The following is a 26,684-nucleotide window of genomic DNA, read 5'->3' on the forward strand; positions in this document are numbered from 1 at the left end:
GCTTCTAGTTGCGCGGCAACCTCTGGGCTCGGGGGTCATAGGTGACCCGTTGAGGTCTGCGGGGTATGGAGGGTGGTGAGCTCACAACCCGTGGGGTGTCAGCGGTGGCGCCGGTCGCGTCCAGGAGCTGACGCGCGCGGGAGTCGCCGAGGTTCAGGCGCGGAGTGCTGAAGACCCTCTTGCTTCTGCCTGAGCACATGGGACACAGCGCGAAGTGGGGAATGTCGCGGATCGACGCATGGATGTCGAAATGCCCATGGTCAGCACACGAAAATTCATACGTGGGAACCGCAAACACCCCCTGAATGATACCGCGCAGTAGCGTCTCTAAAGGGAGACGACCAATTGCTGCGCTAGTGAAGTGTCAATGAGGCTAGCAGTGCAATGTGACGTGGGCAACAGTAGGTTTCAGGGTTTTTGCCTGGGCCCATCGCACGACCGCTGATGGCCCCTTCTGGTGGCACTCTCGCAGGCTGGGCGGCCGTCGTGCACGGAGCGATTACCCTGAATGCATGAGTCCGGTTCGGCTGACCCAGTACGCCCGCGGGGGCGGCTGCGCCTGCAAGATCCCCCCCGGAGAGCTCGAGGAGATCGTCGCCGGCCTCCACGGTGCGAGCCCGCCCGGCGCGGACGTCGTCGTCGGTCTCGATGACGGTGATGACGCGGGCGCCGTGCGCATCCGGGGCGGGCAGGCGGTGCTCTCGACGTCGGACTTCTTCACGCCCGTCGTCGACGACCCCTACGACTGGGGCCGTATCGCCGCGGCCAACGCCGTCTCCGACATCTATGCGATGGGTGGCGAGCCGGTGATGGCGATCAACCTCGTCGCCTGGCCACGCGAGCTGATCTCGACCGACCACCTGCGCGAGGTGCTGCGTGGCGGCCTTGACGTCGCGACCGAGGCCGGGTTCCCCGTGCTGGGCGGCCACAGCATCGACGCCCCCGAGCCCATCTACGGCATGGCGGTCACCGGCACCGCGGACCCCGAGACGATGATGCGCAACGACGCCGCCGAGGCCGGGCTGCCGATCAGCCTGACCAAGCCCCTGGGCGTCGGCGTGCTGAACAACCGGCACAAGGCGACGGGTGAGCGCAGCGAGGAGGCGATTGCCTCGATGGTCGCCCTCAACCGGGACGCCGCCCGCGCAGCGCTCGATGCCGGGGTGCGTGCGGCGACGGACGTCACGGGCTTCGGGCTGCTCGGCCACCTGTACAAGATGTGTCGCGCCTCCGGCGTCGCGGCCCGAGTCGAGGCCTCGGCCGTGCCTTACGTCGACGGCGCCCGCGCAGCGCTGGCTGCCGGTCACGTCCCCGGTGGGTCCCGCCGCAACCTCGACTGGGTGCGTCCGCACCTGTCCGCCGAGGGCATCAGCGAGGACGACCTGATCCTGCTCGCCGACGCCCAGACCTCCGGTGGGCTGCTTGTCCTCGGTGAGGTCCCCGGGGCCCCGGTTGTCGGTGAGACACTCCCCGCCGGTTCGCTGCCAGATGGTGCGCTCGTCCAGGTGACGTGACCCTGGCTAGTTGAGGGGCTGACTAGTCAGGGCTACTATCTAGCCATGGATGAGGAGCGCTGGCCCAGGGAGTGGCTGCGGGGCGTGCTCGGTGTGTGTGTGATGCGCGTACTCCTCGACGGCCCCAACTATGGCTATGCGATCACCCAACGGCTCTCCGGGGTCGGCCTGGGTGCGGTCAAGGGTGGCACGCTCTACCCGCTCCTGGGGCGTCTCGAGGAGGCCGGCTACGTCGAGGTCGAGTGGCGACCGGGCGAGGGCGGCCCCGGCCGCAAGTACTTCGCGCTCACGGCGGCCGGCCGTGAGCACGCCCACGACCAGGCCGCCCGCTGGGCCGCCTTCACGACGACCACCCGGGAGCTCACCGACGGTGCTCTCGTGCCGGTAGCAGGGAGGAACTGACATGAATCGGACTCGGAGTGCCTTCGGTGACCCCGGTCGGATCGCCCCGAGTGTCGAGAAGGAGTGGCGCGACGACTTCATCGTCGAGCTGCGCCTGCTCTCCGCGCCCGGCCACCAGATCGGGGACGAGCTGATGACGGTCGAGACCCACGTCGCGGAGTCGGGTGAGCCCGCCGCACAGGCCTTCGGCGAGGCGAAGCCCTACGCGCGGGAGATCGCCGAGGCCACCGGGGCGACCGGCCGCGGTGGGAGCATCGGTCCGGCGACCATTGCCGGGAACGGACTCGGGCTGCTGGGGATGTTCGCCACGGTGCATGCGGTCACCCACTGGCTGGAGGGTGGCCCGGCCGGCGTCACCACCGGTGAGCTGGTCGGCCTGGGAGTGATCCTGCTGCTGGTGAGCACGCTGCTGTTCACCCGCACGCTGCGGGTCATCGTCGAGCACCCCCGGCTCGCCCTGCTGCTCCCCGCGCTCTTCATCGGCGTCTTCGTCGGTATCTTCGCCCTGCTCTCCGACCCGCTCTTCACCGTGCCCACCGTGCCGCTGGGTGTCGCCGGTGCCCTCCTGCTCCTGGCCGGCATCGCCGTGAACTGGCTCGACCTCCGGGTCGACGCGAGCGAGATCATCGCACCGGGCGAGGTGCCGAGTGGTCAGCGGCGCGGCCGACTGCTGGCCGCCCTGGCGATGCCGCTGATGACTGTGCTCCTACTCACCCAGGTCTGGGTGATGCACGCGCTCACGTCGTGATCGGTACGGCTGAGGCAGCCCCTGGCGTTGGCGGACGCGACCTCACCGTGACGATGCTGTCGACGAGGTGACGTGAGCCGTCACGGGTCGTGGATGACCGAGCCGTCCTTGGCGTCGATCTGTACCTCGACGTCGTCAGACGCGTCGTCGGGCAGGATATCGAACTCGTACTGCACGCTGCCGTCGTCCTTGCCCTCGATCTTCCACGACGTGACCGCGCCGTCCTGCTCATCACGGGCGGTGCCCACCGCTTCATCGAGGTCGATGAGGTCGTTGATGTCGAAGGTCTGCTTCTGTGCCTCCGCCGCGTCGTCGGGGTCCAACTCATCCCGGTCCTCGCCCAGCTGGTCCAGCGTGTCGGCGTCGAACTGCGCCGAGTACTCCATGTCTTCGGAGACGAGCTCGATCTTGTACGCGAGTCCACCGGTCTCGGCCGACTCGAGCTCGATCTTCGACACGGCCCCGGGCAGGCTGTCGCGGGTCGCGTCGAGAGCGGCGTGCATGTCCTCCGTGGGTGGGCTGTCGACCACATCACGCGTGTCGGAAGGTGACTGCGACTCGTCGGTCTCCCCGGTGGTGCGGCTCGATCCCGCGCTCGTGGTGGTCTCGGCGGAGGAGCCATCGGATGAGGCGTCGTCGGACCCGGAGCACGCTGTGAGACCGAGGGCCGCCGTCGCGACGAGGGCGGGGATCGTTGTGCGGCGCATGAGTGGTCCTTTCGTCGAACTGTCGCGCCGACGCTGCGGCGCAAGACGTCCATTCGACGTTACTCCTACGTTCTGTAGCAGTGCCAACCGCGCAAAGTGACGGTGCGGATGGGCCGACTCCGGGTCCATTCGGTCTCGCAGTCGCGTCAACGACCCAACCGGAGTGTCACCAATCTGTCGGCCGAGTACACCTACTGCACAGTGACGATGCTGTCGTCGACGACGCCGTTGCTGCGCCGTGCCTCCAACCGGTCCTTCTGTACCCGGACCGTGTACTTGGGGTCCTCTGCCGACTCGATACCCGCCTCGACGATTCCGGCACGCGTCAGGGCGGAAGCGGTGGCCAGCGCGGCGCCCGAGGTGAGAGCCGCCAGCCGGTTGCGGCCGGACAGCAGTGTCCCCACGCCGCCGGCGATGGCGAGCACCTTGGCCAGTCGCAGCTTGCCGGCGCCCTTCCCCGAGACGATCGGCTCATCGATGCGCAGTTGCGCGAGATGCTCCTCGAGCTGGTGCATCGCGACCAGCTCGGTGGCGACCCCGAGCAACGCGAGTCGGCGGGCCGGGCCAGCGTGGGCAAGCGGGGTGAGCAGCATCTGCATGCCGCCGGAGGCGAGGGCGGCGGAGCCGACGAAGACGAACGGCAGTTGCTTCCGGCTCTCGTGCCACACGGGGTGGGCGGTGTCGGCGAGCAGCACGGCGGTGTAGGCCGCCAGCGGCGCGCCCATCAGGGCCTGGCCGATCGTGGCCGGCGCTGTCACCGGCGCCAGTGCCCGGGAGAGAGGGCGAAGGGGGCCGCGCGCCGGCAGCATGCCGAGCACCTCGCTCGCCGTGGTCACCCCGGCGAAGGCGGAGTAGCCCGACAGGATCCACGTGCCGACCGACATCGGGGAGGTCAGCTTGACCGTGCGCATCATGTTCAAGAAGCGCTCGGGCCGACCGAGGTCAGCGACGAGTGCCGCGCCACTGAGACCGACGGTGACCATCGAGGTCAGCCGTGAGTTGCGCCGCAGCACCTCGTTGCCGGTGGCCGCCGCGCCCGCAGCGATGATCCCGGAGGTGCCGGCGATGCCGCCGACGAAGAGGTATGCCGAGATCCGGTGGTCCCACGGCACCGGCTTGACGACGGGTTGCCCGTAGTAGCTGGAGAACTCGGCATCCGGGACGGCCGGCGCCTCGCGCTGGCCCCCGCCCTCGCGATTCATCCAGCCGCGGCGCGCCCCCTTCGCCACGTCCTTGGCCGCACCGCTGACGGCACCGCGCACACCCGAGGCGCGGCGACGTCGTCGCCCGGACTCCGGGGGGCGGAAACTGTCGAAGGGAGAGGTGGTCACGACTTGCTCCCGAGGAAGGCCAGCGCCGCGGCACCGAGCAGGCCGAGGCCGGCGGCCCCCGCTGCGCGGAACATCTCGGGCAGCCTCGCGGTGGGGACGATCGGGTCCGGCGGGAGGCCGTAGACCTCCGGCTCGTCGAGGAGGAGGAAGACCGACCCGGTGCCGCCGACGCCGTCGTCCTCGTTGGCGCCGTACAGCCGGGCCTCGGTGAACCCCTGGTCGTGCAGGGCGACGACCCGCTCCTTGGCGGAAGCGACCATGTCGTCGTGCGTCCCGAACTTGATCGACGTGGTCGGACAGGCCTGGGCGCACGCCGGCGTCTGGTCGTGGTTGAGGCGGTCATGGCAGTGCGTGCACTTCTGGGCGACCCCGATGTTGGGCACGTGGTCGTCCGCGGTGACGCTGACGCTGTCATCCGTGCGCCGCTCGATCACACCGAAGGGGCAGGCGCCGACGCAGTAGCCGCAGCCGTTGCAGATCTCGTCCTGGACGACCACGGTGCCGTGCTCGGAGCGGAAGAGCGAGCCGGTGGGACAGACATCGAGGCAGCCTGCGTGGGTGCAGTGCTTGCACACGTCCGAGGACATCAGCCACCGGAACTCCGGCACTGGACCGACGATCGGCACTCCCTGGGCGGTGAGTCCGTAGTCGCCCGTGCCGCCGGCCTCGACGGAGGCCTTCTCGTTGAGCATGTCCGACAGCGCGGGGCCGTGTCCTTCGATCGGTGCCGGCAGGGTGCCGTACCCGGCCGGCTGCGCGCTCGTCGGCTCCGGTGCAGGTGCAGGAGCCCCGACGCTCGGCATCCCGAGGTCGACGAGACGTTTGCCGGACTCGCGAGCCGCCTCGATCCGGTCCTGGCTCTGCTCGACGAAGGCGACGTGACGCCACGTGCTCGCGCCGAGGTCGCCGGTGTTGTCGTAGGAGTTGCCGCTGATGGTCAGCCCGTCGAGGGGGATGCCGTTCCACTCCTTGCACGCCACCTCGCAGGCCTTGCAGCCGATGCATATCGAGGTGTCGGTGAAGAAGCCCTTGCGGCTGGGCGGGTCCTGCCACCCGGCGTCCTGCGCCGGGTTGGTCCGCCCGGCGAGCTGGCGGCTCAGGTAACCCATCAGCCCTCTCCTTCGCTCGTGGTCGTCTGTCGGGTCGCAGCGCGCTTCTCGCGCATCTGCGGGTCGACCTCGGTGACGTGCTCGTTGCCGGTCTGCGCAATGGTGCCCGCCCGTGACTGGTACTCGGCGACGAGCTGCAGCAACTTCTCGCCGCGCGGGCGCCGACCCGGTCGGATGTCGCACGAGCCGACCTTCGACTCCTGGATCTGCACGTTGGGGTCGAGCACGACCCCGAGCAGGTCGTTGGCGCCGTCACCCTCGACGACGGCGTCACGGCCGACGCCCCAGTGGTACGGCAGCCCGATCTGGTGGATCGTGCGGCCCTTGATCGTCAGCGGCGTCATCCGCTGCGTCACGAGCACCCGGGCCTCGATCGCGCTGCGGGCGGAGACGATCGTCGCCCACTCGCCGTTGACCAGGCCCTGCTGCTGCGCCAGCTCCGGCGAGACCTCGCAGAACATCTCCGGCTGCAGCTCGGAGAGGTACGGCAGCCAGCGGCTCATCCCGCCCGCGGTGTGGTGCTCGGTCAGCCGGTAGGTGGTGAAGACGAAGGGGTAGACGTCCGCGCCGGGCTCCTCGCCGGAGGGGCTCCACAGGTTGTCCTTGCGCGGGTAGACCATGCGACTGGGATTGGCCTGCTGCGTGTACAGCGGGTTCGCGACGGGAGACTCCTGCGCCTCGTAGTGCGTGGGCAGGGGGCCATCGACCATGCCCTTGGGGGCGTAGAGCCATCCCTTGCCATCGGCCTGCATGACGAAGGGGTCGTCGCCGGCCAGGGCGGCCGGTCCACTCTGGTCGGGGCCGGGTCGGAACGAGGGGGCCCGGTCGACCGGGAAGTCGGGGACGTCCTTGCCGACCCATTTCTGCTCGCCCTCGTCCCACCAGATGTACTTCTTCCGCTCGCTCCACGGGCGGCCCTGCGGATCGGCCGAGGCACGGTTGTAGAGGATGCGGCGGTTCATCGGCCACGCCCAGCCCCAGTCGAGAGCGACCTCGTCCTGCTCGGAGCCCGGGACGCGGTTGGCCGATTTGTTGACCCCGCCGGCGAAGACGCCCGTGTAGATCCAGCAGCCACCGGCGGTGGACCCGTCAGGCCTCATGTCGGCGAACTTGTCGAGCAGCTGCCCGGCCTTCTCCCCGGTGAGGTGGTAGCCGTTGATCTCCTTCAGCACGGCCGCTGCGTCGGTCTCCCCGTGCTCGTCCTTGGGGTAGTCCCAGGTCAGGTCGAGCAGTGGTCGGTCGCGCTCGTCGGTCGACCCGGCGAGGCGCTCGCGGATGCGCACCCCGAGCTCGTGGAAGAACTCCAGCTCGCTCTGCGCGTCACCCGGGGGCTGTACCGCCTGGTGGTGCCACTGGAGCATCCGCTGGGTCTGGGTGAAGGTGCCCGACTTCTCCACGTGGGTGGCCGCGGGGAAGAAGAAGACTTCGGTGTCGATGTCCTGCGTCTTCAGCTCGCCGGTGGCGATCTCTGGGGAGTCCTTCCAGAACGTCGCCGACTCCAGCAGCTGGAAGTCACGCACGACGACCCACTTCAGGTGGGTCATCGCCATCCGCTGCATCTTGCCGTGGGCGGAGCCGACGGCGGGGTTCTGACCGACGACGAAATAGCCCTCGACCTCGTCCTCGAGCATCGCCATGACCGACTGATAGGTCCCGTGGGCCCCGGTCAGGCGGGGGAGGTAGTCGTAGCAGAAGTTGTTCTCCTGCGTCGCGGCGTCGCCCCACCATGCCTTGAGCAGGCTCGCGGTGTAGGAGGGCGCCTCGGTCCAGAACCCCTTCTGGTCCGGGGAGGCGATGCTGCTCAGGTACTCCTGAAAGGTGTCGTGCGTGCCTGCGGTCGGCATGGGCAGGTAGCCGGGCAGGATGTGGAAGAGGGTCGGGATGTCGGTCGACCCCTGGATGCTCGCGTGCCCACGCAGCGCCATGATCCCGCCACCGGGTCGGCCCATGTTGCCCATGAGCAGCTGGAGGATCGCCGCGGTGCGGATGAACTGCGCGCCGAGGCTGTGCTGGGTCCATCCGAGGGCGTAGGCGAAGGATGTCGTGCGCTCCCGACCGGAGTTGCTGACCAAGGCGTCGGCGATCTGGTGGAACTGGTCCACTGGGATGCCGCAGACGTCGGCCACCATCTCGGGGGTGTAGCGCGAGTAGTGCCGCTTGAGTACCTGGAAGACCGAGCGCGGGTGCTCCAGGGTCTCGTCGCGCACGACGTTGCCGTGCTCCAGCGCCGGTCCCGCCGCGCCGTGGAGGTCGCCGGTCGCCCGGGCGGCCCCGTGCTCACCGTGCTCGTGTCCACCGGTGGGATCGCCGATCGTGCCGTCGCCGTTGTCGGCCGACTGGTATGCCCAGGACGACGTGTCGTACTTGCCGGTCTGCGGGTCGTACCCGGAGAAGACTCCGTCGAGGTCCTCCGTGTCGACGAAGTCCTCGCTGACGAGTGTCGCGGCGTTGGTGTAGGAGACGACGTAGTCGTGGAAGTACAGGTCCTTGCTCAGCACGTGGTTGATCAGCGCACCGAGCAGGACGACGTCCGTGCCCGCCCGGATCGCGACGTGGGTGTCCGCGATCGCCGAGGTGCGGGTGAAGCGTGGGTCGACGTGGATGACCCGAGCGCCCCGGGCCTTGGCCTCGGAGACCCACTGGAAGCCCACCGGGTGGCACTCGGCCATGTTCGAACCCTGGATGATGATGCAGTCCGAGTTGGCCATGTCCTGCAGGTACTGCGTGGCGCCGCCTCGGCCGAACGAGGATCCCAGACTGGGAACCGTGGAGCTGTGTCAAATACGCGCTTGGTTCTCGATCTGGATCGCCCCCGAAGCCGTGAACAGCTTCTTCATGAGGTAGTTCTCCTCATTGTCGAGGGTGGCTCCCCCGAGGGAGGCGATCCCCATCGTGCGTCGCAGCAGGCGACCCTTGTCGTCAACCTCCTGCCACTTGTTGGCGCGGGCCTGAAGATAACGGTCGGCGACCATGTCGACGGCCGTGTCCAGGTCAAGGCGTTCCCAGTCCGTGGCCCCCGGCGCGCGGTAGAGCACGTGCGTCTGCCGGGAGGGGGAGTTGACGAGTTGCTCGCTGGCGGCACCCTTGGGGCACAGCCGGCCCCGGCTCACCGGAGAGTCCGGGTCACCCTCGATCTGCACGACCTTCTCGTCCTTGACGAAGACGCGTTGCCCGCATCCGACGGCGCAGTAGGGGCACACGCTCTGCACGACGCGGTCGGCGGTCGAGGTGCGTGGTTCGATCTCACGGGTCCGGCGGGAGGTGACTGCGTTGCCGCGGCCGAGGAAGTCCCCCGACGCCAACTGCCGCAGAACAGGCCAACCCAGGAACGTCGAATCCTTCGGCGCCATGGTCGCCGCTCCCTTCGTCCGCCGGTGTGACTGCCCTCACCGTAGCCAACTTTGTTCCTTTTGTCGGCTCCCACCAACCAGCAGCACTTCGTATCGGGGAGGGCGAAGGGGGTGGCCGCCGGCGCCGAAGCAGTTACCAGGGGTGCGGCCCGAAGTCCTTGAGGAAGACGCCGTGCAGGTCCTCACCACGCTCGCCGCGCACGATCGGGTCGTAGACGCGGGCGGCACCGTCGACGAGGTCGAGGGGTGCGTGCCAGCCCTCAGCCGCGATCGCCAGCTTCTCGTGGTGGGGGCGCTCATCGGTGATCCAGCCGGTGTCGACGGCCGTCATCAGGATCCGGTCACTGGTGAACATCTCGCCGGCGGAGGTGCGGGTGAGCATGTTGAGCGAGGCCTTGGCCATGTTGGTGTGCGGGTGGCCCGCGCCCTTGTAGCGGCGGGAGAACTGCCCTTCCATCGCGGAGACGTTGACGACGTACGCCCTGGCGGTGTCCTCGTGGGTGAGCTGCTCCCGTCGCCGCTCGACGGCCGCCCGCAGCGCCGGGCGCAGCCGGGAGACCAGCAGGAAGGGGGCCACCGAGTTGCACATCTGCACCTCGAGGAGCTCCAGGGGGTCGACCTCGTCGACGGTCTGCTTCCACGAGTTGGTCGTGACGACGTCCGGCAGCAGCCCGCCGGCGTCGATGGCGGTGCCGGCCCGGTGCGCCTCGAGACTGGCGCTGCCCGCGCTCAGCGCCAGCCGCGTCATGTCCGCTGCTCCCGGGGCTTCGAGGCTCGGCCGCGGACGGCCTCGCACCTCAGCCACCGGAGCAAGGAACTGCGGTCCCTGAGGTGCGACGGAGGAGCCTCGAAGGGACTCCAAGGAGAGCATCGTCGGCATCGGCACGCCGCTCGGCAGCGGCTGCGACTCGCCCTCGACGAGGTGGGAGTAGGCGCCGGGGGAGCGGCGAACCGTCTGGCAGGCGTTGTTGATGAGGATGTCGAGCGGCCCTGCGGCAGCGACCTCGTCGGCCAGCGCGACGACCTGCGTGGGGTCGCGCAGGTCGATGCCGACGATCGTCAGCCGGTCGACCCATTCGGGCGAGTCGGCGAGTTCGGCGAAGCGCCGTGCCGCATCGCGCGGGAAACGTGTGGTGATCGTCAGGTCCGCGCCGTCGCGCAGCAGGCGCAGGGCGATGTACATGCCGATCTTGGCCCGCCCGCCGGTGAGCAGCGCGCGCCGTCCGGTCAGGTCGGTGCCCTGGTCGCGTCGCACGTGGTTCTGCGCGGCACAGTCGGGGCAGAGCGCGTGGTAGAACGCGTCGACCAGGGTGTAGTCGACCTTGCAGACGTAGCAGCCGCGTGGGATCTGCAGCTCGCCCGCGAATCGCTGCCCGCCGGCCACGGACGAGGTGAGGGGGACCCCCTTCGTCTCGTCGTCGATGCGCAGAGGTGACCCCGTCGCCGTCTGGTCGAGGACCGCCTGATCGTGCGCGAGTTTCGGGGCGCGCTCGGCGTGCCGGGCCCGGCGTCGGGCCGCCTTGCGCACCCGGTTGTGCATCGTGCCGGTGGCCCGCTTGACCGTCTGGATGTCCTGGTGGCCGGGAGGCAGCTCGTGGAGCATCCCCAGGACGCGAAGGGTGGTGGTCAGGTCGTCGGGGTCGACGCCGGTGGGGTGGTCGGTCACGAGCAGTGAGCGTAGATGGCCGGCTGCGGAGGGGTTGTGAGGGGGCGATTCGTCGCTCAGGTCAAACCCTTGTCATGATGTGAGACATGACACACCCGGACACCACGGCGGTCCACGGTGGACGCGAGGACCTCGCGGCTCTCGGCGTGCACGTGCCCCCGATCGACCTCTCCTCCACCTACCCGGTCACCGACCTCGGGTCGGGTGGAGGCTCCTACGAGACACTGGCCACGGGCGGCCGCCCGGAGGAGGAGAGCGTGAGCTCGCTGGTCTACCAGCGGCTGTGGAACCCCAACGTCGATCGCTTCGAGCAGGCGCTGGCCGACCTCGAGCATGCTGATGAGGCGGTCGCCTTCGCCTCCGGCATGGCCGCGTTCACCGCCTCGCTCATCGCCTGCGTCTCCGCCGGCACGCCGCACGTCGTCGCCGTCCGCCCGCTCTACGGGGGCAGCGACCACCTGCTGGCCACCGGGATGCTCGGGACCGAGGTCACCTGGGCCGACGCCGACGGCGTCGCCGCCGCCATCTCGGCCCGGCCGCAGGACACCGGCCTGGTCGTCATCGAGACCCCGGCGAACCCCTCGCTCGACCTCGTCGACATCCGCGCAGTCGTCGAGGCCGCCGGGGACGTGCCGGTGCTCGTCGACAACACCTTCGCCACCCCGGTGCTGCAGCAACCGCTCGACCTCGGCGCCGCCCTGTCCCTGCACTCCGCGACGAAGTACATCGGCGGGCACGGCGACCTGATGGGCGGGGTGATCGCCACCGGCAGCGCGTGGGCGAGCCGCCTGCGGCAGGTGCGTGCACTCACCGGTGGCCTGCTGGACCCGATGGCCGCCTACCAGCTGCACCGCGGGCTGCAGACGCTGCCGGTGCGGGTGCGGGCCCAGCAGGAGAGCGCGCAGGTGCTCGCGGACTGGCTGGCGCAGCACGAGCTCGTCGAGGAGGTCCGCTACCCGGGCCTGCCCGGGCAGAGCGTGCCGGAGGGCCAGATGCGCGGTCCGGGCGCCATGATCGCCTTCCGTCCGCGGGGAGGTTTCGACGCGGCGGCCGAGCTGGTCACCCGGTGCGAGCTGATCACCCATGCCGTCTCTCTCGGTGGTGTGGACACGCTCATCCAGCACCCTGCCTCGCTGACGCACCGACCGGTCGAGGCGAGCGCCAAGCCCGGTGAGGACCTGCTGCGCCTGTCGGTGGGCCTGGAGGGCGTGGCGGACATCCGTGCCGACCTCGACCGGGCGCTGCACGGCTGAGCGTCCGGTCTCACGTACGTCCACGCTGGGTCGAGGTATTCGGGCGCCTGCGAAGGCGCGTGGATACCTCGACCCAGCCGGCGTCGGGAGACGCTCAGGGCCGGCGTGCGTGCAGTGCACGCACCCGGTGGGCGAGCTCCTCGTCCGGGCCGTCGACGGCGGCACCGGGAACGATCGTCGTGATCGGGATCGCCGCGACGGGGGCGGGCGGCAGGCCCAGCTCGCCCGCCCACTGCGCCAGCTGCGCGGAGCTGCTCGCGTAGACGATGCGACCCAGGCCGGCCCAGCCGTGGGCGGCCGCGCACATCGGGCAGTGCTCGCCGGAGGTGTAGACGGTCGCGGTGGCCCGGTCCTCGGGGGTCAGGTGCTGTGCCGCCCAGCGGGCGATCGCGAACTCGGGGTGCTGGGTGTGGTCCCCACCGGAGACACGGTTGCGGTCCTCGAGGAGGACCGTGCCGTCGGCGGCGACCAGCAGCGATCCGAAGGGTTCGTCCGCCGCGTCGAGCGCCTCCTGCGCCAGCTCCACGGCCCGGGCCAGGTGACGTCGGTCGGTCGAGTCGATCATGGGGACATCATGGCAATGACGGACTGGCCCCTCTGATCACTGCCCGGCCTGGCGCGGAGCCGTGGCGTCCACCGCGCCGGGTCCCATGTCGCGCTCGACGTAGGTCTCGATGTCGTTGAGGGCGTCCCCGCTGCGGCGGGCGACGGCCAGGAGGTCCTGCATCTTGGAGACCTCCTCGACCTGCTCCTTGATGAACCACTGCATGAACTGCTCGGCCGCGAAGTCGTTCTCCTCACGCGCGATGCGGGTCAGCTCGTTGATCTGGGCGGTCACCGTCTTCTCCTGCTCGACGGCGAGCTCGATCGGCGCGACGACACCGTCGAAGTCGCACGTTGGTGCGCTGGTGCCCGGGATGCGCACGGGCTGGTCGGTGTCGAGCAGGTACTGGACCATCATCATCGCGTGACCGCGCTCCTCGGCGGCCTGGCGGTAGAAGCACCCGGCCAGCTGGGGCAGGGTCAGGCCCTCGTAGTGTGCGGCGACCGCAAGGTACTGCTGGTGCGCATCGAACTCCTCACCGATCTGCGCGGTGAGCTGGGCGGCGAACTTCGATGTGGACATGTCTCAACGCTAGGCCCCTTATTGGAATGCTTCCAGTAAGGCAAGGCGACCCTCCCCGCGCGAGCAGGCGGTCAGGCGAAGGGGAGGTCCGTCGCCAGCCCCTCGGGTGACCCAGGCTCCGCGTAGTGCTCGACGCCGAAGGCGGCGGCGAACACCTCCGGGGGCATGGCCAGCATCTGCTGGACGTCGGCCTGGGAGGCGTGGCAAGCGAGCGCCGCCCGTTTGCCGTCGATGACCTCGGAGACGTCGACGGCATGGTGGATCTCGCTTTGCGGCAGGCCCATCGGGTTGCCGTCGTCCATCGGGTCGTCCGCGTCGAAGTCCGCGTCGACCCCCATCTCCCGGGCTGCAGTGAGCAGCTCGCGCATCCGGTCCCGATTCATCGTGTTCTCCAGGACCCGAGGACGGCGGGCAGCCAGCTCCGCGGCGCGGTGGGCGACGTGGTGGACCTTGACGTGGTCGGGGTGGCCGTAGCCGCCGTGCCAGTCGTAGCCGACGAGGATGTCCGCGTCCTCCTCGTCGAGGATCGCGGCGAGCCGTCGGGCCGCTTCGTCGAGGTCGGCCCCGTGGAAGGAGGTCGCGTGGCCGTTCTGCTCCCACCCGGTCATCCCCGAGTCGCTGTAGCCGAGCCACTCGACGCGGGCGGCACCCGTGATGGCGGCGGAAGCCATCGCCTCGGTGCGGCGGTGCTCGGCGAGGGAGCCCCCTTCGTCCATGTCCGACGGCACGGTGCCGTGCTCGCCGAAGGTGGCGTAGACGAGGACGACGCGGTGCCCGGCCCGGGAGGTGAGGATCATCGATCCGGCGGTGCCGCTCGCCTCGTCGTCGGGGTGGGCGTGCAGGAAGACGGTGGTGGTCACCGGCACGATTCTGCCGTGCGCGAAGGGGGTCTGTCGCACCCCCGTGCACGAGCCATAGTTTGGTGAGGCTAGCCTTAGCGAGAACTTCCGGGGGCGCCGATCCGTGCGCTCCCCTTCTTGCGTCGAAAGGACACGGTGATGACGCGCACTCGTTCGATCGCCCTCATCGGTGGATTTGCTCTCGCCCTCAGCGCCTGTGGCGGCGCCTCGTCCGGTGACACCGGGGCGAGCGAGGGCCCGACCACCGAGGTCGAGGACAACAACGGCACCCAGACCGTCCCTGCTGACCCGGCCTCGGTCGTGGCCACGGACAACCGCACCTTCGAGACCCTCGCGGACTGGGACGTCGAGCTGTCGGCCGCTGCCGTGTCCCTCATGCCGGAGACGAACGACTACACGAGCGACGACTCCATCGTCGACCTGGGCATCCACCGGGAGCCCGACCTCGAAGCCGTCGTCGCCGTCGAGCCCGACCTGATCATCAACGGCCAGCGCTACGCCGACCACCACGACAAGCTCGCCGAGCTCGTGCCCGACGCGACGATCCTCGAGCTCGACCCGCGCGAGGGCCAGCCCTTCGACGAGGAGCTGAAGCGGCAGACGAGCGTTCTCGGTGAGGTCTTCGACGAGCAGGACTCGGCACAGCAGATCAACGACGACTTCGACGCCGCGATCGAGCGCGCCACCGGGGCCTACGACTCGGGCGAGACCGTCATGGGCCTGAACACCTCCGGGGGTGAGTTCGGCTACGTCGCCCCGGGCAACGGACGCGTCATCGGGCCGATGTTCGACGTCCTCGGTCTGGAGCCGGCGCTGGAGGTCGAGGACGGCAGCGACGACCACCAGGGCGACGACATCTCCGTCGAGGCCATCGCCAAGGCCGACCCCGACTGGATCCTGGTCATGGACCGCGACGCCGCCATCAGTTCCGACGACGAGGACTACACCCCGGCGAAGGACCTCATCGAGAACTCCGAGGCCCTGCAGGACGTCACCGCGGTCAAGGAGGGCAACGTCCTCTACATGCCCGCCGACACCTACCTCAACGAGGGCATCCAGACCTACACCGACTTCTTCGACACCTTCGCCGACGCACTCGAGGGGAAGAGCTGACGACCGCACTCACGCGCGGAGCCGCCCCGGCCAAGGGGCGGCTCCTCGACGGCAAGCTGGCCCTGGGCACGCTTGCCGTCGTTGTGCTGCTCGCCCTCTCCCTCGTCACCGGCGTCTATGACGTCTTCGGCGCCGAGGACGGCGCCGAGATGTTCGCCATCACCCGGGTCCCGCGCACCATCGCCCTCGTGCTCGCCGGCGCGGCCATGTCGATGTCCGGGCTGGTGATGCAGCTGCTCACCCAGAACCGCTTCGTCGAGCCCACGACGACGGGGACGACCGAGTGGGCGGGCCTGGGCCTGCTCGCCGTGATGATCCTCTTCCCGACCGCCTCCCTGATGGAGCGAATGGTCGGGGCGGTCATCGCCGCCTTCATCGGCACGATGATCTTCTTCCTCTTCCTGCGCCGGGTGTCGTTGCGCTCCTCGCTGATCGTCCCGATCATCGGCATCATGCTCGGCGCCGTCGTCGGCTCCATCTCGACCTTCATCGCCCTGCAGACCGACATGCTGCAGAACCTCGGCGTGTGGTTCGCCGGCAGCTTCACCTCGGTGCTGCGCGGTCAGTACGAGGTGCTGTGGATCGTCGCCCTCGTCGGGGTGGCGGTGTTCGTCGTCGCCGACCGATTCACCGTCGCGGGCCTCGGCGAGGAGATCGCGACGAACGTCGGACTCAACTACAACCAGGTGCTGCTCATCGGTACCGGCCTGATCGCGATCGCCACCGGGGTCGTCACGGTCGTCGTGGGCAACCTGCCCTTCCTCGGGTTGATCGTGCCCAATGTCGTCTCGATGGTCCGTGGCGACGACCTGCGCAGCAACCTGCCCTGGGTCTGCCTGCTCGGTATCGCGATCGTCACCGTGTGCGACCTCATCGGGCGGACGATCATCGCCCCCTTCGAGGTGCCGGTCTCCCTGATCCTCGGGGTCGTCGGCGCCGTCGTCTTCATCACCCTCCTGCTCAGGCAGCGCAGCCGTGGCTGAGGCACCCGCTCGCGCGCGACTGACCCCGCCGACGCGGCCCCCGATGACGCAGCGGGCCTCGGGACCGTTGCCGACGGCCCGCTCGCGGCGGCGCTACCGCATCGTCCTGACCACCCTGCTCGTGCTGGCCATCGGTTTCGGCCTCGGCCTGCTTGCCTGGGACAACCCGATGCCGGTCGGCTCCGACGGCTTCTGGCGGATCGCGCAGCTGCGGGCGACGATGGTCGTGGTCATGCTCGTCGTCGCCTTCTGCCAGGCGCTGGCCACGGTGAGTTTCCAGACCGCGACGAACAACCGGATCGTCACCCCCTCGATCATGGGCTTCGAGGCCCTCTACGTCGCCGTGCAGACCGCCGCCGTCTACTTCCTCGGCGTCGCCGGTGCCGGGCTGCTCAAGGGCCTGCCGCAGTTCGTGCTCATGGTCGTGCTCATGGTCGGCCTCTCGTGCGCGCTCTACGGCTGGTTGCTCTCCGGGCGCTACGGCAACATCCAGATCATGCTGCTCATCGGCATCATCATCGGCGGCGGGTTGGCCTCCGTCGCCTCCTTCATGCGGCGCCTGCTCAGCCCGAGCGAGTTCGACGTGCTCACCGCCCGGATGTTCGGCTCGATGGCCAATGCCGAAGCCTCCTACCTGCCCGTGGCGATCCCCCTGTGCCTGGCCGCCGGCGGCGCCCTGTGGTGGCAGGCCAAGCGGCTCAACGTCGTCGCCCTCGGCCGGGAGACCAGCACGAACCTCGGGCTGAACCACCGCCGCGAGATCATGCGGGTGCTCTTCCTCATCTCCATCCTCATGGCGGTCTCCACGGCGCTCGTCGGGCCGATGACCTTCCTCGGCTTCCTCGTCGCGACGCTCGCTTACCAGTTCGCTGACACCTACGACCACCATCACCTCTTCCCGGTCGCGGTGCTCATCGGATTCGTCGTGCTCGCCGGGTCCTACTTCGTCCTGAAGAACGTCTTCTACGCCGAGGGCGTCGTCTCGATCATCATCGAGATGGTCGGTGGGTCCGTCTTCCTCTTCGTCATCCTGAGAAAGGGGCGCCTGTGATCACGCTGAACGGTGTCGGCAAGAGCTACTCCAGCGAGGTGCGGATCGGCCCGGTCGACCTGACGATCCCCTCCGGCGGCATCACGGCCTTCGTCGGGCCCAATGGTGCGGGCAAGTCGACTCTGCTGACGATGATCGGTCGCCTCCTGGACATCGACGAGGGCGTGATCGAGGTGGCCGGGTACGACGTGGCGAGCACCAAGTCGAAGGACCTGGCGAAGATCCTGTCGATCCTGCGCCAGGAGAACCACTTCATCACCCGCCTGACCGTGCGCCAGCTCGTCGGCTTCGGGCGGTTCCCGTACTCGCACGGCCGGCTGACCGCGGTGGACGAGGAGGCCATCTCCCGCTCGATCGACTTCCTCGACCTGACCGACCTGGAGCACCGCTATCTCGACGAGCTCTCCGGCGGCCAGCGCCAGCGCGCCTACGTCGCCATGGTCCTCACCCAGGACACCGAGTACGTGCTGCTCGACGAGCCGCTGAACAACCTTGACATGAAGCACTCCGTGCACATGATGAAACACCTGAGGCGGGCCGCCCAGGAGCTCGGTCGCACGGTCATCATCGTCATCCACGACATCAACTTCGCCAGCCACTACGCCGACCACATCTGCGCGGTGAAGAACGGCTCAGTCGTCGAGTTCGGCACGCCCGAGGAGATCATGACCGACGACGTCCTCACCGCCGTCTTCGACACCGACGTCCAGGTGATCGAGGGCCCCAACGGCCGGCTTGCCGTCTACTACTGAGCCCGGGACGCAGAAATCGAGTCAGGACGTAGGGGTGACTGCGTCCCCGCTCGATCTCTGCGTCGTGGTTGCTGCGGAGAACCTCCTTGCCAGCGGCTGCGGAGCGGGGAAGAGTCGTCCCCATGAGGCCTCACCCCGAACAGCACTGGCTGCCGATGGACACGTACCTCGAGGCGATCGAGCGGGAGTCACGGCGCTTCCGGGAGGTCCTCGTCGACCAGCCCGCCGGCACCCCGGTACCCAGCTGTCCCGGCTGGGACGTCGACGACCTGCTGTGGCACCTCGGGGGAGGGGACGTCCAGCACTTCTGGGCCTGGATCGTCGCCAACCGACCGGAGGGGCCCCAGGACTACCCTCAGCCGGAGCGGCCGACGGACCGGCACGGGATCCTCGCCGTCCTCGACCGGGCGCAGGGGGACCTCATGCTCCGGCTGCGCAACGCCGACCCGGCCGACGGGTGCTGGTCCTGGGCGTCGGACACCTCCCTCCACACGGTCGCCTTCACGATGCGTCGGCAGGCGCACGAGGCACTCATCCACCGTGTCGACGCCGAGCTCGCGGCGGGTGAGCGCACCCCGCTCGACCCGCACCTGGCCGCCGACGGCGTCGCCGAGTGCCTCGAGATGATGTACGGCGGGCTGCCCACGTGGGGGCACTTCGCGCCCGACGGCAGCCGCATCGCCGTCGACATCGACGACACGGGACATCGCGTGGTCCTGGGCCTGGGGCGATTCGCCGGGACCGACCCCGACACGGGCACGGTTGAGGACGAGGACGACGTCCAAGTACTTGCGCACGAGCACACCAGCGAGCCCTCGAAACCCTTCGACCTCAGGGTCAGCGGCACCGCCGAGGACCTCGACCTGTGGCTGTGGCACCGCGCCGGCGCCTTCGAGCCCGGCATGAGCGGCGACGAGGAGATCGCCGGGCGGCTGCGGGCGATCCTCGCCCAGCCGATCGGCTGAGCCCGGGCTCGTCGTACCCGTCAATAGTGGCGGGGTCAGCCCATGACGGGCTGGGCCACGTGCGGCGCTGCCGACCCCGCGGCGGAGGCCAGTTCCTCCCGCCGCGCGTACGCCCACCCCGGCCCGCGCAGCAGGAACCCGAACCGCCCTGCCCACGTGGTCGCGTCGGCAACGTCAGCGGCGATGTCCCGCCACTCGTGGGTCGCGATCACCGCGGGGTGGTACGAGTCGATGTTGCTCGTGAGCCCGTAGCGCACCGGCTCGCCCTCCGGCTCGAAGGTCCCGAAGAGCTTGTCCCACAGGATGAGGATCGAGCCGTGGTTGATGTCGAGATACTGCCGCTGGCTGCCGTGGTGGGCGCGGTGGTGACTGGGGGTGTTGAGGACCTTCTCCAGCCAGCCGATCGAGCGCACCGCCTCGGTGTGGATCCAGAACTGGTAGATCAGGTTGATCGCTCGCGCGTCCTCGATGTAGCGCGGCGGGATCCCGGCCAGGGTCAGCACGCCGTACGGCAGCGCCATCGTGAAGGCCTCCGCCACCGGCTGCCGCAGCGCCGTCGAGAGGTTGTACCGCTCGCTGCTGTGGTGGACGACGTGCACCGCCCACAGCCACCGGGACTCGTGGGAGAGGCGATGGTTCCAGTAGTAGATGAAGTCCCACCCGGCGATCGCGGCCAGGTACGTCAGCGCACCATGGCGCGCTGCGACCGGTGCCACGCGCGTGAGCCGCGTCGCGCTCGTGCCCAGCGCCCAGATCGAGGCGGCCGCGACGGCCGTCGAGCCGACGGCGACGACGGCAGACCGCGAGGTCATCAGGGAGAGCGCGTCGACGCGCGAGCGCACGGTCACCGGCGCGGAGGAGGAGGAGGGGAGCGTGCCCGCCTCGGGCAGCTGCCCGCCGCACTCCCGGCGACGTCGTACGACGTCGCCCACCGTGGTGACCACTCCGGCAGCCGCGCCGAGGGGCAGCAGGGCGGCGCCCCCCTTCGTCCGGCCGGGGGCGAGCCGCCGCACCACCGGACCGGTGACGAAGGGAGCGACCAGGCTCCCCACGCCCATCGTCAGGGACGCGATCGTGTCGCCCAGCTCGTAGTCACCGGCGCGCGTCGTCCCGGGCGCGGCGGGGTTGCGGCGCTGCCACCAGTACTCCGCGCCCATGGCGCCGATGAAAGCCGGGATCGCCAGGACGGTGAGGTCGGGTCGCTGCATGCCTCTATTCTTCACCGGTGATCAAGCCTTGGTCGTCGGTCACGCCACGTCCACGGCAACGGTGTGCCAGCCAGTGGCGCCGTCGGGCAGCACACCCTGCCGCTCGCTCGTCTGCGTCTCTCCCTCGGCGTTGGTCGCACGCACGGTGAGCCGGTGCTCGCCCGGCTCCGCGTCCCAGGTCCATGCCCACTGCCGCCAGGTGTCGACGTTCGGCACGTCGGCCAAACGAGCGTCCTGCCACGGGCCGTCGTCGACCCGTACCTCGACGCGGTCGATCCCCACGTGCTGGTCCCAGGCCACGCCCCCCACGCCGACCCGGCCGGCCGGCACCGTCGCCCCGCCCGCCGGCACCTCGATCCTCGACTGGGTCTTGATCGGCCCCAGCTCGCCCCATCCGTGCTCGGTCCAGTACGCAGAGATCCGGTCGAACCGGGTCACCTCGAGGTCGACGAGCCACTTTGTCGCCGAGACGTAGCCGTAGAGGCCCGGCACGACCATGCGCACGGGGAAGCCGTGCTCCACGGGAAGGGGTTCGCCGTTCATGGCGACGGCGAGGAGGGATCCGCGCTGATCCGTCAGTGCCCGCAGCGGCGTCCCGCACGTCCACCCGTCGACCGAGGTCTGCAGCACGGCGTCCGCCTCCGGTGCCACGCCGGCACGGGCGAGGAGGTCGGCGATCGGCACCCCGCTCCACCAGGCATTGCCGATCAGGGGACCACCGACCGGGTTGGACACGCAGGCGATCGTCAGCCATGTGTTCTCCAGCCCGAGGTCGACGAGCTCGTCGTAACCGATCTCGATCTCGCGCTCGACCAGGCCGTGGATGCGCAGTCGCCAGTCCTGGGGTGTGACCTCCGGCGCGCCCAAGGCGGTGTCGATGCGGTAGAAGTCCTCGTTCGGCGTCTGCCACGGCCCGATGCCCTTGACGTCGACGGCCACCTCTGTCGGAACCTCTGGTTCCTTGATCGGAAGACGCAGTGTCCGTCGGGCCTCCTCGACCACGCGGCGACCTTCGCCCAGAGCTCGTCCGGCGAGCGTGACCGCTGCGGCGCCCATCGCGGTCGCGCCCGCGAGGAGGAGGAATCGACGGCGGTCGGCTCCGCCGGACGTGACACGGTCGGTGTGCGGAACTCGTCGGGTCAGGAGGGACAGCGCCGCAGCCGCGACGCACACGCCAAGCACGCTCGGGATGGTGTCGGCGACGCCGCCGTCCTCGGAGGCGATGACGGCCCACGCGGCGACGGCTCCGAGGGCGGCCAGCAGGGCGACCCCGCGGCCGAGTCGGGTGAGAGCCAGTACGCCGGCGATCGCCCCCACCAGCAGGGCGATGAGCACCGTGCCGAGGACGAGCAGGGGCTTGTCTGCCGTGCCGACGAGCTGGATCGCGGCCTCGGACAGGCCGCCGGGGGTGAGCGCGATGACCGCCTCGCCCGCGGCCAGGACCGGGGAGGCGCCCAGCTCTGCTACGCCTGAAGCGAACTCCGCCACGGCCAGGCCGGCGCCGACGCTCACCGCACCGCCCAGTGCGGCGTAGCTCCTGCTCCTGCTCATGGATTCACCTTCGCCGAGAAATGACGGGTCCACCAGTCCCATAGGGACTTCGTTGGCGACCGGCCGTGTGGATGGGTCCGGTGTGCTGAGCGCGCGGGTACCGTGCCCGGGTGATCAAGCGACTGACCTGCTTCACCGGATCCACCCCCGGCAACGACCCCAAGTGGGTCGATCTCGCTCACACGGTCGGGGCCGACCTCGCCGGACGCGGCATCGGCATCGTCTACGGCGGCGGGGGGAGCGGGCTCATGGGCGCGCTCGCCCAGAGCGCGCTGGAGCAAGGGGGTGAGGTCATCGGCGTGATCCCGGAGTTCATGGTCGACCGCGAGTGGGGAAGGGGAGACCTCACGCAGGTGCACGTCGTCGCCTCCATGCACGAGCGCAAGGCGCTGATGGCCGACCTGACGAGCGCCTTCCTCGCGCTACCTGGCGGCATGGGCACGCTCGAGGAGGTCTTCGAGGTGTGGACCTGGCGGCAGATCGGGCTGCTCGACAAGCCGGTCGGGTTCCTCGACGCCGACGGGTTCTGGACGCCGCTGCTGGACTCCCTCCGCGGGATCGCCGACGCCGGCTTCATGTCCGAGGCGAGCCTGGCGGACGTGGTCGTCGAGCCCGACCTCGACTCGGCCCTGATCGAGCTCGAGGCGCGGGGAACCGGCACGCGGATGCTCACCGGCCGGACCTGACGGCTTTGTGCGCGACCGTGTCCCGAAATTTCGCGTGCCGGGTGCGCACAAAGCCGTAGGGCTCGCTCGGGGCGTGTCGGGACGGCCGAGTAGCGTGGGCCGCATGACTCAGACGCGCGCGGAGAAGGACAGCATGGGCACCATCGAGGTGCCCTCGGACAAGTACTGGGGCGCGCAGACGCAGCGCTCGCTCGGCAACTTCGACATCGGCCGGGACACCTTCGTCTGGGGTCGCTCGATGATCCGCGCGCTCGGCACGCTGAAGAAGTCGACCGCTCTGGCCAACGCCGAGCTCAGCGAGCTGCCGCAGGACGTGGCCGACCTGGTCACGCAGGCAGCGGACGAGGTCATCAAGGGTGACCTGGACGAGCACTTCCCGCTCGTGGTCTTCCAGACCGGCTCGGGCACGCAGTCCAACATGAACTCCAACGAGGTCATCTCCAACCGCGGCATCGAGATCGCCGGCGGCGAGATGGGCACGAAGGCGCCGGTCCACCCCAACGACCACGTCAACCGCGGTCAGTCGAGCAACGACACCTTCCCCACCGCGATGCACATCGCGATCGTGCTCGATCTGAACGAGCGCCTCTACCCGTCGGTGAAGCAGCTGCGGGACACCTTCGACGCCAAGGCCAAGGAGTACGCCGACATCGTCATGGTCGGGCGCACCCACCTCCAGGACGCCACGCCGGTCACCCTCGGCCAGGTCATCGCCGGCTGGGTCGCCCAGATGGACTTCGCCCTCGAGGCCGTGCGGCACGCCGACGAGCGGGCCCGCGAGCTGGCCATCGGTGGAACCGCGGTCGGGACGGGCCTGAACGCCCACCCGAAGTTCGGTGCCCTCACCGCAGCGAAGATCAGCGGGGAGACCGGGTACGACTTCACCCAGGCGGAGAACCTCTTCGCCGCGCTGTCCGCGCACGACGCGCTCGTCGAGGTGAGTGCCTCCCTTCGCACCCTCGCCGGCGCGCTGATGAAGATCGCCAACGACGTGCGCTGGTACGCCTCCGGCCCCCGCAACGGCATCGGCGAGCTGGCCATCCCCGAGAACGAGCCGGGCTCCTCGATCATGCCGGGCAAGGTCAACCCGACGCAGGCCGAGGCGATGACGATGGTCGCCACGCGGGTCTTCGGCAACGACGCGACGGTCGGGTTCGCCGGTAGCCAGGGCAACTTCCAGCTCAACGTCTACAAGCCGGTCATGGCGCACGCGGTCCTGGAGTCGATCCGCCTGATCGCCGACTCGTGCGTCTCCTTCGACACCAACTGCGCGGTCGGCATCGAGCCGGTCACCGAGGTCATCGAGGGGAACCTCGAGCGCAACCTCATGGTCGTCACGGCGCTCAACCGTCACATCGGCTACGACAAGGCAGCCGCCATCGCCAAGAAGGCCCACAAGGAGGGCACGAGCCTGCGCGAGGCGGCCGTCGCCTCCGGGGACATCAGTGGCGAGGACTTCGACGCCTGGGTGGTGCCGGCCGACATGACCCACCCGAGCGCGGGCTGAGCCCGATGGTTGAGGTGCGAGGTACGAGCCTCGAAACCACAGCATGCGGGACGGTCTTCGAAACCACCTCACGATGACTCCGAAGCGTCGGCCGTCCCGCCGCGAGGAGCCGCACCTCAGTGGCCTCGTCGACAAGGATCCCGTCGCACCGCTGGTGACGGGCACCGTCGTGCTCGGTGTGCTCGCGGCGCTGGGCATCTTCGCCACCGGGTGGTTGCCGTGGACGATGTGGCCGCCGTCGGGGGAGGACGTCACCGGCCTGCTGATCGCGAGTCTCGTCGCGGCGCTGGTCGGTTGGACGTCGCTCGCCTATGGGATCGTCATCACCGCGGCGAAGATCGACGACCTCCACGAGATGCTGCGCGCGCGCTCTCAGGAGCCTGGGTCGCAGACCTCTGCGGCGCCCGACGACGTCTCGTAGCCACCGAGCAGCTCGGCCAGACGAAGGGGGCCCCTCGCCTCGTCCGGCCGGCCCGCCCTCTGGAGGGCGCGACCGAGCAGGAGGTGGGCGTAGGGGTCGTCCGGTGCCTCGTGGAGCACCTGCCGGGCGGCCGACTCCGCGCGGGAGAACTGCGCGGAGTGGAAGTAGGCGCGGGCCAGCAGCAGGTGGGCCTCGGCCGTGCCGTGGCCGACCGGGTCGTCGGCGTAGGTCGTGCTCTCCTGCTCGGCGCGGGCGGCAGCCAGGTCTGTGAAGAAGCCCTCGAGCTCATGAGCAGCCTCGAGGTACTGGGCCTGGGCGAAGTAGCCTTTCGCCCGCTCGTACCGTTCGTAGCCGTGGACCGGGGTGCTCATGTCCGGGCCAACGCCGGCGGTGGGCGGACTCTTCCCGGGCGCCGTCGCGTTGCGCCGACTAAACTCGCCGCGCTCTCACCCCGACGTGGAGGTCCCCACCCGTGACCATCGTGTCCAGCCACGAGTACCCGGCCACGCGCGATCGCCCCAGGCCGTGGGACGGCGGGCGCGATGCCGCCGTCGATCTCGTGCGCGGCATCGCCGTCATCTTCATGGTGATCGCCCATGTGCGGGTGTGGGCCCCTACCCCGCCGGCCCCGGGGAAAGCAGCCCTGCTCGTGATCAACAATGTCGCCTCGCCGCTCTTCGCGCTGATCATGGGGGTCTCCGCCGGCATCGTGCTCACGCGTGCCCGCAGACCGGTGACGGGGACGACCTTCATGCTGCGCAACCTCGTCCGCGGTGTGGCCCTCATCGCGATCGGGGTGGGCCTGGAGCAGCTGGACACCTTCGTCGCGATCGTGCTGCAGTCGCTCGGGGCGACCCTGATCGTCGCGGCGCCACTGGCACTACTGCCCGCGCGGGTGGTCGCGGTGGTCGCGGTCCTCGCCTTCGTCACTGGCCCGGTTGTCAACGCTGCGGCGCGGGCCGGCTTCGACCCCGCCCGCGTGTACTCCGAAGCCTGGATCGACCAGGTGCTCCAATGGATCGTCCTCTCCACGCACTACCGCGTGGTGAGCCTGCTGCCCTTCGTCCTCATCGGGGTGGTCCTCGCTCGGTGGGGCCTGACGCGCCGGGTGGCGGCAGGGTCGTTCGTGGTGGGACTCGTCGCCGGCGTTGCCGTCGTCGGCCTGTGGCTCACGGGCACCGGCATCGGCCGGAGCGAAGTCGTCTCCGGGGACCTGGCCGATTCGCTCCTCGACCTGGCGCTGACCGGCTGTGCCTTCGGGGCGATCGTCCTCCTCGCGCGCTGGCCGCGAGCCTCGTCGGCGATCACGGCAATGGCGCCGGTGCGGGCCGTGGGCGCATTGGCGCTCACCTCGTACGTGCTGCACGTGGTCCTGATCGCGGTCGTGACGCGGACGGTGGATTGGCAATCGCGTGCCGAGTCCTGGCCCCTGCTGGCCGGGGGCGTCCTCGTCGGGACCGTCCTCGCCTGCTGGATGTGGTGGCGACTCGTGGGCCGCGGCCCGGTCGAGCGACTGATGGCGATCCCCACCGATCGCATCGTCTGACCTCGCGGGCCGGGTAACGAATGCGCAACGGAAGCGGTCATCGAGGGGTTAGTGACTGACGGGTCAGTAGTAGACGTGCATGGTAGGCCCCGCACCGAAGCGGAGACCTCACTGTCTGCTGCACGTCTACGAGGGAGTACATGCATGTCGTTTGATCAGTCCCACCTGTCGCGCCGGGCCATCACGAAGGGGGCTGCCTGGAGTGTGCCCGCGGTTGCCGTCGCTGCTGCCGCCCCGTCCTTGGCCGCCAGCACGAACTGTGAGACCACCTATCAAACCATCACCAAGGAGTTCATCTACCAGACGGATGTCCCGTTCCTCGGCTTGCGAGACATCACCGTCGAAGTGACGGCAAACAACGTGCCGCTGGTCACGCACCCCGGTGCCACGCTCCTCCCGATCGAAACGTCCTCGACAGTCACCATCCCCGAAGATCTCGCCGGACTCCTCGGGTCCGTCATGCTCGGCAACGCAGCCAAGGTCAGTGGGACATCCAGTTCAGAGTCGACCCTCAGCGGTGTCATCGACACGGTCACGAGCACGCCGCTGACCATCCCGCTCACCGATTTCCCCGCCGATGGCGAAGATCTCGTCACCGTCGCGAGCGGGGCTGGTGACCCTCTGGATGTGGACAGCGCTACTTCGCCTGGCCTCGTCGTCATCACGATGGGCGAACCGTCGTCCACGCTGGTCGGTTACGACGAGAGTGGCGACCCGAACGGGAAGACCTACGACTCGAACCTGCAGAAGGATCCTGCGCGAGACGAAGGCGGCTACTACGATCTCGCCACCTTCACCGTGGAGGAGTGTGCGTAGCGCGTACCTCATGCTGAGG

Annotated in this window: 26 protein-coding genes; 14 read left to right on the forward strand and 12 right to left on the reverse strand. The window is 69.5% G+C overall.

Annotated elements, in window-relative coordinates; genetic code table 11:
* Positions 1 to 4: 4 nt before the first annotated feature.
* Complete coding sequence (locus tag BJY20_RS16620) at positions 5 to 298, reverse strand: zinc ribbon domain-containing protein (protein ID WP_185991233.1); 294 nt, start codon at positions 296 to 298, stop codon at positions 5 to 7.
* A gap of 214 nt (positions 299 to 512) precedes the next feature.
* Between BJY20_RS16620 and selD the strand changes: the two genes are divergently transcribed.
* Genes selD through BJY20_RS09075 form a run of 3 tightly spaced genes read left to right on the forward strand, consistent with a single transcriptional unit; the run spans position 513 to position 2,664 of the window.
* The gene (gene selD, locus BJY20_RS09065; RefSeq protein WP_185991234.1) at positions 513 to 1,514 is read left to right on the forward strand and encodes a selenide, water dikinase SelD; all 1,002 of its coding nucleotides are present in this window, start codon (positions 513 to 515) and stop codon (positions 1,512 to 1,514) included.
* 45 nt (positions 1,515 to 1,559) lie between these two features.
* Positions 1,560 to 1,916: a PadR family transcriptional regulator gene (locus BJY20_RS09070; RefSeq protein ID WP_185991235.1), complete on the forward strand. Its 357-nt coding sequence runs from the start codon at positions 1,560 to 1,562 to the stop codon at positions 1,914 to 1,916.
* A 1-nt stretch (position 1,917) separates the two neighbouring features.
* A complete protein-coding gene (locus BJY20_RS09075) occupies positions 1,918 to 2,664 on the forward strand; it encodes a hypothetical protein (protein WP_185991236.1) in 747 nt (248 codons plus the stop codon).
* A gap of 80 nt (positions 2,665 to 2,744) precedes the next feature.
* Here the strand turns inward: BJY20_RS09075 and BJY20_RS09080 are convergent, their stop codons facing one another.
* The 5 genes from BJY20_RS09080 to BJY20_RS09100 all read right to left on the reverse strand — a co-directional run bounded on the left by BJY20_RS09080 (position 2,745) and on the right by BJY20_RS09100 (position 10,827).
* Positions 2,745 to 3,371 (reverse strand): PepSY domain-containing protein, encoded by a 627-nt coding sequence (locus BJY20_RS09080; RefSeq protein WP_185991237.1) that lies wholly within the window; start codon positions 3,369 to 3,371, stop codon positions 2,745 to 2,747.
* A gap of 191 nt (positions 3,372 to 3,562) precedes the next feature.
* Positions 3,563 to 4,702: an NrfD/PsrC family molybdoenzyme membrane anchor subunit gene (gene nrfD, locus BJY20_RS09085; protein WP_185991238.1), complete on the reverse strand. Its 1,140-nt coding sequence runs from the start codon at positions 4,700 to 4,702 to the stop codon at positions 3,563 to 3,565.
* Positions 4,699 to 5,811 carry a 4Fe-4S dicluster domain-containing protein gene (locus tag BJY20_RS09090; RefSeq protein ID WP_185991239.1) on the reverse strand — a complete coding sequence of 371 codons (1,113 nt, stop codon included), beginning with the start codon at positions 5,809 to 5,811 and terminating at the stop codon, positions 4,699 to 4,701. Before BJY20_RS09090 ends, nrfD begins: the two co-directional genes overlap by 4 nt.
* On the reverse strand, positions 5,811 to 9,161 hold the full coding sequence (gene fdh, locus BJY20_RS09095) for a formate dehydrogenase (protein ID WP_185991240.1): 3,351 nt from the start codon (positions 9,159 to 9,161) through the stop codon (positions 5,811 to 5,813). Before fdh ends, BJY20_RS09090 begins: the two co-directional genes overlap by 1 nt.
* 133 nt (positions 9,162 to 9,294) lie before the next feature.
* Positions 9,295 to 10,827 (reverse strand): SDR family NAD(P)-dependent oxidoreductase, encoded by a 1,533-nt coding sequence (locus tag BJY20_RS09100; protein ID WP_343062829.1) that lies wholly within the window; start codon positions 10,825 to 10,827, stop codon positions 9,295 to 9,297.
* Between the two features lie 86 nt (positions 10,828 to 10,913).
* Here BJY20_RS09100 and BJY20_RS09105 point away from each other — a divergent pair, with 86 nt between their 5' ends.
* Positions 10,914 to 12,080, forward strand: coding sequence for a trans-sulfuration enzyme family protein (locus tag BJY20_RS09105; protein ID WP_185991241.1), 1,167 nt, complete (start codon positions 10,914 to 10,916; stop codon positions 12,078 to 12,080).
* A 94-nt stretch (positions 12,081 to 12,174) separates the two neighbouring features.
* Here BJY20_RS09105 and BJY20_RS09110 read toward each other — a convergent pair whose 3' ends face one another.
* The 3 genes from BJY20_RS09110 to BJY20_RS09120 form a co-directional block, all read right to left on the reverse strand.
* Positions 12,175 to 12,645: a nucleoside deaminase gene (locus BJY20_RS09110; RefSeq protein ID WP_185991242.1), complete on the reverse strand. Its 471-nt coding sequence runs from the start codon at positions 12,643 to 12,645 to the stop codon at positions 12,175 to 12,177.
* A gap of 36 nt (positions 12,646 to 12,681) precedes the next feature.
* Positions 12,682 to 13,206 (reverse strand): ferritin, encoded by a 525-nt coding sequence (locus BJY20_RS09115; protein WP_185991243.1) that lies wholly within the window; start codon positions 13,204 to 13,206, stop codon positions 12,682 to 12,684.
* A 71-nt stretch (positions 13,207 to 13,277) separates the two neighbouring features.
* Positions 13,278 to 14,066 (reverse strand): PIG-L family deacetylase, encoded by a 789-nt coding sequence (locus BJY20_RS09120; RefSeq protein WP_185991244.1) that lies wholly within the window; start codon positions 14,064 to 14,066, stop codon positions 13,278 to 13,280.
* 138 nt (positions 14,067 to 14,204) lie between these two features.
* Between BJY20_RS09120 and BJY20_RS09125 the strand changes: the two genes are divergently transcribed.
* The 5 genes from BJY20_RS09125 to BJY20_RS09145 all read left to right on the forward strand — a co-directional run bounded on the left by BJY20_RS09125 (position 14,205) and on the right by BJY20_RS09145 (position 18,930).
* A complete protein-coding gene (locus tag BJY20_RS09125; protein ID WP_185991245.1) occupies positions 14,205 to 15,179 on the forward strand; it encodes a siderophore ABC transporter substrate-binding protein in 975 nt (324 codons plus the stop codon).
* Entirely contained in the window at positions 15,176 to 16,162 is a 987-nt protein-coding gene (locus BJY20_RS09130; RefSeq protein WP_185992538.1) for an ABC transporter permease, read from the forward strand. Before BJY20_RS09125 ends, BJY20_RS09130 begins: the two co-directional genes overlap by 4 nt.
* 43 nt (positions 16,163 to 16,205) lie before the next feature.
* Positions 16,206 to 17,213: an iron chelate uptake ABC transporter family permease subunit gene (locus BJY20_RS09135; RefSeq protein ID WP_185992539.1), complete on the forward strand. Its 1,008-nt coding sequence runs from the start codon at positions 16,206 to 16,208 to the stop codon at positions 17,211 to 17,213.
* On the forward strand, positions 17,210 to 17,965 hold the full coding sequence (locus tag BJY20_RS09140) for an ATP-binding cassette domain-containing protein (RefSeq protein ID WP_185991246.1): 756 nt from the start codon (positions 17,210 to 17,212) through the stop codon (positions 17,963 to 17,965). Before BJY20_RS09135 ends, BJY20_RS09140 begins: the two co-directional genes overlap by 4 nt.
* Positions 17,966 to 18,087: 122 nt before the next feature.
* Positions 18,088 to 18,930, forward strand: coding sequence for a maleylpyruvate isomerase N-terminal domain-containing protein (locus BJY20_RS09145; protein WP_185991247.1), 843 nt, complete (start codon positions 18,088 to 18,090; stop codon positions 18,928 to 18,930).
* A gap of 35 nt (positions 18,931 to 18,965) precedes the next feature.
* Here BJY20_RS09145 and BJY20_RS09150 read toward each other — a convergent pair whose 3' ends face one another.
* Both BJY20_RS09150 and BJY20_RS09155 read right to left on the reverse strand, forming a co-directional pair.
* Positions 18,966 to 20,138, reverse strand: a complete 1,173-nt coding sequence (locus BJY20_RS09150) for a sterol desaturase family protein (protein WP_185991248.1) — start codon at positions 20,136 to 20,138, stop codon at positions 18,966 to 18,968.
* Positions 20,139 to 20,177: 39 nt separating this feature from the next.
* Positions 20,178 to 21,689: a molybdopterin-dependent oxidoreductase gene (locus BJY20_RS09155; protein WP_185991249.1), complete on the reverse strand. Its 1,512-nt coding sequence runs from the start codon at positions 21,687 to 21,689 to the stop codon at positions 20,178 to 20,180.
* A gap of 110 nt (positions 21,690 to 21,799) precedes the next feature.
* Here BJY20_RS09155 and BJY20_RS09160 point away from each other — a divergent pair, with 110 nt between their 5' ends.
* The 3 genes from BJY20_RS09160 (at position 21,800) to BJY20_RS09170 (ending at position 24,303) form a co-directional block, all read left to right on the forward strand.
* Positions 21,800 to 22,375 carry an LOG family protein gene (locus BJY20_RS09160; RefSeq protein WP_343062830.1) on the forward strand — a complete coding sequence of 192 codons (576 nt, stop codon included), beginning with the start codon at positions 21,800 to 21,802 and terminating at the stop codon, positions 22,373 to 22,375.
* A 103-nt stretch (positions 22,376 to 22,478) separates the two neighbouring features.
* Positions 22,479 to 23,882 (forward strand): class II fumarate hydratase, encoded by a 1,404-nt coding sequence (gene fumC, locus BJY20_RS09165; RefSeq protein ID WP_185991250.1) that lies wholly within the window; start codon positions 22,479 to 22,481, stop codon positions 23,880 to 23,882.
* A 73-nt stretch (positions 23,883 to 23,955) separates the two neighbouring features.
* The gene (locus tag BJY20_RS09170; RefSeq protein ID WP_185991251.1) at positions 23,956 to 24,303 is read left to right on the forward strand and encodes a hypothetical protein; all 348 of its coding nucleotides are present in this window, start codon (positions 23,956 to 23,958) and stop codon (positions 24,301 to 24,303) included.
* Here the strand turns inward: BJY20_RS09170 and BJY20_RS09175 are convergent.
* Positions 24,255 to 24,674, reverse strand: a complete 420-nt coding sequence (locus tag BJY20_RS09175; RefSeq protein WP_185991252.1) for a tetratricopeptide repeat protein — start codon at positions 24,672 to 24,674, stop codon at positions 24,255 to 24,257. The genes BJY20_RS09170 and BJY20_RS09175 overlap by 49 nt on opposite strands.
* A 101-nt stretch (positions 24,675 to 24,775) precedes the next feature.
* On the opposite strand from BJY20_RS09175, the gene BJY20_RS16465 reads away from it, so the two are divergent.
* Together BJY20_RS16465 and BJY20_RS09185 are read left to right on the forward strand one after the other, a co-directional pair.
* A complete protein-coding gene (locus BJY20_RS16465; RefSeq protein WP_185991253.1) occupies positions 24,776 to 25,849 on the forward strand; it encodes a heparan-alpha-glucosaminide N-acetyltransferase domain-containing protein in 1,074 nt (357 codons plus the stop codon).
* A 144-nt stretch (positions 25,850 to 25,993) separates the two neighbouring features.
* Entirely contained in the window at positions 25,994 to 26,665 is a 672-nt protein-coding gene (locus BJY20_RS09185) for a DUF6801 domain-containing protein (RefSeq protein ID WP_185991254.1), read from the forward strand.
* The last annotated feature ends 19 nt before the right edge of the window (positions 26,666 to 26,684 follow it).

It is taken from the genome of Janibacter cremeus (assembly GCF_013409205.1).
GTDB classification, from domain to species: Bacteria; Actinomycetota; Actinomycetes; order Actinomycetales; family Dermatophilaceae; genus Janibacter; species Janibacter cremeus.